This window comes from Dietzia sp. (genome assembly GCF_036741115.1).
Classification (GTDB): domain Bacteria; phylum Actinomycetota; class Actinomycetes; order Mycobacteriales; family Mycobacteriaceae; genus Dietzia.
Genome location: NZ_DAINST010000111.1, coordinates 1 through 6039, shown reverse-complemented (window position 1 = coordinate 6039; position 6039 = coordinate 1). Strand labels below are relative to the sequence as shown.

Annotated in this window: 4 protein-coding genes and 1 pseudogene; 4 read left to right on the top strand and 1 reads right to left on the bottom strand. The window is 66.8% G+C overall.

Annotated elements, in window-relative coordinates:
- Positions 1–395, top strand: a pseudogene (locus V7E05_RS13175) (class 1b ribonucleoside-diphosphate reductase subunit alpha); the annotation flags it as partial.
- Between the two features lie 40 nt (positions 396–435).
- A complete protein-coding gene (nrdF, locus tag V7E05_RS13170) occupies positions 436–1491 on the top strand; it encodes a class 1b ribonucleoside-diphosphate reductase subunit beta (RefSeq protein ID WP_442891680.1) in 1056 nt (351 codons plus the stop codon).
- A 111-nt stretch (positions 1492–1602) separates the two neighbouring features.
- Here the strand turns inward: nrdF and V7E05_RS13165 are convergent, their stop codons facing one another.
- Positions 1603–2619: an ABC transporter substrate-binding protein gene (locus V7E05_RS13165; protein ID WP_333620097.1), complete on the bottom strand. Its 1017-nt coding sequence runs from the start codon at positions 2617–2619 to the stop codon at positions 1603–1605.
- A gap of 404 nt (positions 2620–3023) precedes the next feature.
- On the opposite strand from V7E05_RS13165, the gene ctaD reads away from it, so the two are divergent.
- A complete protein-coding gene (gene ctaD / locus V7E05_RS13160) occupies positions 3024–4721 on the top strand; it encodes an aa3-type cytochrome oxidase subunit I (protein ID WP_333620096.1) in 1698 nt (565 codons plus the stop codon).
- A 199-nt stretch (positions 4722–4920) separates the two neighbouring features.
- Positions 4921–6039 (top strand): phosphoserine phosphatase SerB (serB, locus tag V7E05_RS13155; RefSeq protein WP_333620095.1); only part of this gene is annotated, 1119 nt, incomplete at its 3' end.

Sequence of the window (6039 nt, the reverse complement as noted above, 5' to 3'; positions counted from 1 at the left end):
AGGCGGTGCCGCCGACCGGCTCGATCTCCTACATCAACAACTCGACCTCGTCGATCCACCCGGTCGCCTCGCGGATCGAGATCCGCAAGGAAGGCAAGATCGGCCGCGTCTACTACCCGGCGCCGTACCTCACCAACGAGAACCTGGACTACTACCAGGATGCGTACGAGATCGGCTACGAGAAGATCATCGACACCTACGCCGCTGCCACGCAGCACGTGGACCAGGGCCTGTCGCTCACGCTCTTCTTCAAGGACACTGCGGACACCCGCGAGGTCAACCGCGCGCAGATCTACGCGTGGCGCAAGGGGATCAAGACGCTGTATTACATCCGAGTGCGTCAGCTCGCCCTCGAGGGCACCGAGGTCGAGGGCTGCGTCAGCTGCATGCTGTAGGCGGCGGGGAGGAGACTCCCCGCCTCGCGCCACAACCGCCATGCATCCACGAGAAGAAAGAACAGGCACAGTAGAAGTGACCACCTCAGAGCAGCACGCCCCTGGCGCCCACAGCCCTGCTGCGGGGATCACCCCGAAGCTCACCGAACGCGTGTCGGCGATCAACTGGAACCGCGTTACGGACGAGGTCGACGATCAGGTCTGGGACCGCCTCACCACCAACTTCTGGCTCCCCGAGAAGGTGCCGGTCTCCAACGACATCCAGTCGTGGCAGACCCTCACCGATAAGGAGCAGGAGCTCACCATCCGGGTGTTCACCGGGCTCACCCTCCTCGACACCATGCAGGGCACCGTCGGAGCCGTGTCGATGATCCCGGACGCCTTCACCCCGCACGAGGAGGCGGTGTACACCAACATCGCCTTCATGGAGTCGGTGCACGCGAAGAGCTACTCGACCATCTTCTCCACCCTGTGCTCGACCCCGCAGATCGATGCAGCGTTCCGCTGGGCCGAGGAGAACCCGTACCTGCAGCGCAAGGCGAAGATCGTCCTCGAGGACTACGCCGGCACGAACCCGCTGCACCGGAAGATCGCCTCGACCCTGCTCGAGTCGTTCCTCTTCTACTCGGGTTTCTACCTGCCCATGTACTGGTCCTCGCGGGCGAAGCTCACCAACACCGCGGACATCATCCGGCTCATCATCCGCGACGAGGCGGTGCACGGCTACTACATCGGCTACAAGTACCAGCGCGGGCTCGAGCGCCTCACCGAGGCCGAGCGCGAGGAACTCAAGGTGTACACCTTCGACCTCATGTTCGAGCTCTACGAGAACGAGTCGGACTACGCCGAGAACCTCTACGACGAGGTCGGCTGGACCGAGGACGTCAAGAAGTTCATGCGGTACAACGCGAACAAGGCGCTCATGAACCTCGGCTACGAGGCCATGTTCCCGAAGGACGAGACGGAAGTCGACCCGGCGATCCTCTCGGCGCTGAGTCCCAACGCGGACGAGAACCACGACTTCTTCTCGGGCTCGGGCAGCTCCTACGTGATGGGCAAGGCCGTCGCCACGGAAGACGAGGACTGGGACTTCTAGAACCCGGCGCCTGTGCGGCCCTGGCCCGACACCTGGATCGGCTTCGGGTTCGACCCCAGGCTCGAAAAACGAATAGTCAAGCAACTGGCGGGCGCCCCAACAGGGCGCCCGCTAGCCGTCTGCGGCGAAGCGGTTGACGTTCCCGGCGATATCCCCGACGGCGACGCGCGCCGCGGCGAGCCCGCGGCCCTCCCACACGGCCGGCTGCACGACGAACACCCGGCGGTCCTTGTCCGCCGGCAGCGCCTTCCACCGCTCGGATTCGAAGACCTTCCGCATGTCGTCCTGCCCACCCGGCACGGAGGGCTCGATGGAGAAGATGACGTCGCCCGAGAGCGGATCCCCGACGGCCGGATTGTGGACCGGCGGAGTCTCGGGATTGCCGTCCTTGGATACGAGCTGGGACGGCGGGCGGGAAGCGCCCATCGCGGTGAGGACCCGGACCCCGAGGATGTCGGGGGAGGCGATGTGCGGCTCGGTCCCCGAGAACTGGACGACCGATACGCGGGTGTCCTGGGGATTGGAAGCCTTGGCGGCCTCGTCGGTGGAGGCGATGAAATCCCGCAGGAGCGAGTTCATCGACTTCTCGTGCCCGAGCGCGGCACCGGCGAGAGCGGCCGCATCGGACCAAGAGGTGGCCGAGGATTCGGACTCGTAGAAGATCACGGGAACGCTGTCGTCACCCACGAGCCGCCCGACCCGGTCTCGGTTGATCCCCGCATCGTTACCCACAAGCACGACATCGGGGTGGATGTCCGCGACCTGGGCGGCGAACGCGGGATCCGTGGGGTCGACGCGCGGGGCCTCGGTGAGCCGGGAGGGGAGTACTGCGTCCGCATCGGCGGGGAGCGCCGACGTCGCGGCGACGCGGTCCTGGAGTCCGAGGGCGCACGCGGCGTCCGCAGCGCCGTAACCGAGCGCGAGGATTCTCTGCGGATCCGTGGGGACCTGCACGGTCTGCGGGCGCTCACCCTTCGACTCGTCGAGGGAAACGGCGACGCGCGCCGTCGCGCCCTCGTCTGCGGGGAGCGGCTCGGGGGCGCAATTCTCGTCCGGCTCGCCCGAGCGGATGAGCTCCTCGCCGGCGGCCCGCGACGGGGTCGACGACGTGATGGGGGAGTCGTCCATCGCCACGAGCGAAGGGCCGCACGCCGTGAGCGCGAGCCCGACTACGCCGAGGCCGCCAAGCCCCGTGAGACGGGAAAGGCCGGGCGCTCCGGCGCGTCTGGAGGATCGAGTCGAGAAATACCGCACCTCAACAGGGTAGGAGACCGGCGGACGCGCGGGCGGGCGGGACACTCGAAAAGGCCTCGCCGGGCCCGGTATTGGGCGATGACGGGCGGCCGCCCGCGCGCGCCTCCTGAGAAATACACATAAAAGGGTGGGCCCATATGAGAGAACGTTGGGGCTCCGGTCTAGGATGGGACACAGCGCATTCGAGTAGAGCAGCGGTGTGTCGTCCTTCGGGGCGATAGAGCGGGCTCCGGCGGATGAATCGGCAACGCAGGGGCAAGACTTTCAGGAGGAGCCCAATGACTACAGTCGCACCACGCCCGGTGCACGAGCTCGATACCCCGGCAGGGACGCCGTTCGGTACGGGCCGTAAGGGCTCGCAGATCTGGAAGCTGCTGACCACCACGGATCACAAGCAGCTCGGTCTGATGTACATCATCACGTGCTTCGTGTTCTTCTTCATCGGCGGCCTCATGGCCCTGCTGATCCGTGCCGAGCTCTTCATGCCCGGCATGCAGTTCCTCTCCAACGAGCAGTTCAACCAGCTGTTCACCATGCACGGCACGGTGATGCTGCTGCTCTACGGCACCCCGATCGTCGTCGGCTTCGGCAACTACATCATGCCGCTGCAGATCGGCGCCCCGGACGTGGCGTTCCCGCGACTCAACGCGTTCGGCTACTGGATGTTCCTTGCCGGCGGCATCATCATGCTCACGGGCTTCATCACGCCCGGCGGCGCCGCCGCGTTCGGCTGGACCATGTACATGCCGCTCGCGGACGCGGTGCACTCGCCGCAGGTCGGCGCGGATCTCTGGATCATCGGTGTCGGCACCGGTGGTGTCGGCACCATCCTCGGTGGCGTCAACTTCGTCACGACGATCGTCTGCATGCGCGCCCCGGGTATGACCTTCTTCCGCATGCCGATCTTCACGTGGAACGTCCTTGTCGCTTCGGTGCTCATCCTCTTCATCTTCCCGATCCTCACGGCCGCGGCGCTCGGCGTCTTCTACGACCGCCAGTTCGGCGGCCACCTCTTCGATCCGGCCAATGGCGGCGCCATCATGTGGCAGCACCTGTTCTGGTTCTTCGGCCATCCCGAGGTGTACATCCTCGCGCTGCCCTTCTTCGGCATCGTCACCGAGATCTTCCCGGTGTTCTCACGAAAGCCGCTCTTCGGCTACGCTGGCCTCGTCTTCGCGACGCTCGCGATCGGCGCGCTGTCGGTCGCGGTGTGGGCGCACCACATGTTCGTCACGGGCGCCGTGCTGCTCCCGTTCTTCTCCTTCATGACCTTCCTCATCGCCGTCCCCGCGGGCGTGAAGTTCTTCAACTGGATCGGCACGATGTGGAAGGGCCAGATCACGTTCGAGGCCCCGATGCTGTTCGCCTGCGGCTTCATCACCTCGTTCCTCTTCGGTGGCCTCACGGGCGTCATGATGGCCTCGGCGCCGATCGACTTCCAGCTCTCGGACTCCTACTTCATCGTCGCGCACTTCCACTACGTGCTCTTCGGCACGATCGTGTTCGCGACCATGGCGGGCGTCTACTTCTGGTTCCCGAAGATGACCGGTCGCATGTACAGCGAGACGCTGGCCAAGTGGCACTTCTGGCTCACCTTCATCGGCTTCCACACCACGTTCCTGGTCCAGCACTGGCTCGGTAACCAGGGCATGGCGCGCCGCTACGCCGACTACCTCGCGACCGATCACTTCACCGTGCTCAACATGATCTCGACGGTCGGCGCGTTCATCCTTGGCCTCTCGTTCCTGCCCTTCGTGTGGAACATCATCCACAGCTGGCGCTACGGCGAGATCGTCACCACCGACGATCCGTGGGGCGCGGGCAACTCCCTCGAGTGGGCCACGAGCTGCCCGCCGCCGCGCCACAACTTCACCTCGCTGCCGCGTATCCGCTCCGAGCGCCCCGCGTTCGAGCTGCACTACCCGCACATGGTGGAGCGCATGCGCGACGAAGCCCACGTTGGCGGACGCCACTAGGCGCAGCCGGCTCAGGCAAGAAGATCCACGCGGTGGCGCGTGGTCCCGCACAGGGGCCACGCGCCACTGGTATTTGCCGGGTGATCCCGCCGGTAGGGCTCCGGCTAGGATTCCGGGTGGAGAATCCGCAGCGAACCGCGAGTTCGAAACCGCCGCGCGCCCGCCTGGGGCGTCCGCGCACGATGGAAAGGCAGGTGCCGTGAGCGCCGCGAAGTCGACCGTCCTCATCACCGTCTCCGGCCCCGACCACCCGGGTGTCACCTCGGGCGTGGTCACCGTCCTCGCCAAGCACGGCGCGGATCTCCTCGACGTCGAGCAGGTCGTGGTCAACGGGCACCTCACGCTCGGCGTGTTCGTCTCTGCCGCGGGCGATGCAGACGGCGGGGCCGTCGCGGACATGGCCGCCGAGGTCGCTGAGGCGGCCGAGGGGCTCGGCATGGACATCACGGTGCAGACCGATACCCCGGACCCTCATGCGGGGCCCAGCACCCATGTCGTCACGATCCTGGGCCAGCCGGTCTCTGCCGCGGCACTCGGCGCGATCGGCGCGGCGCTCGCCTCGATCGGCGCGAACATCGACACGATCCACAGGATCGCCGACTACCCGGTCACCGGCCTCGAACTCGAAGTCTCCACCGAGGACCGCTCGCGCTCCTCCGATGAGCAGCTGCGCGTCCAGCTCGCGCCGCTGTCCGACGAGCTCGGGGTCGACCTCTCCATCGAGCGCGCGGGCCTCGCCCGGCGCGCCAAGCGACTCGTCATGTTCGACGTCGATTCGACGCTTGTCCAGGGCGAGGTCATCGAGATGCTCGCGGCTCGCGCGGGCCGGGAGGCGGAGGTCGCCGCCGTCACCGAGCGCGCGATGCGCGGGGAGCTCGACTTCGCCGAATCCCTCCACGAGCGGGTCCGGGCCCTTGAAGGCCTGCCCGCCACCGTGATCGACGACGTGGCCGCCGAGATCGAGCTGACCCCCGGAGCGCGGACGACGATCCGCACCCTCAAGCGGCTCGGGATCCGCTGCGGGGTCGTCTCAGGCGGGTTCACGCAGGTGATCGAGAACCTCGCCGAGGATCTCGGCCTGGACTTCTACAAGGCGAACACGCTGGAGATCGTCGACGGCAAGCTCACCGGGCGCGTGGTCGGGGAGGTCGTGGACAGGCAGGCGAAGGCCGAATACCTGCGCCGATGCGCCGACCACCTCGGCATTTCGCTCACTCAGACCGTGGCGGTGGGCGACGGCGCTAACGACATCGACATGCTCTCGGCCGCCGGGGTGGGTATCGCGTTCTGCGCGAAGCCCGCGCTGCGCGAGGTCGCC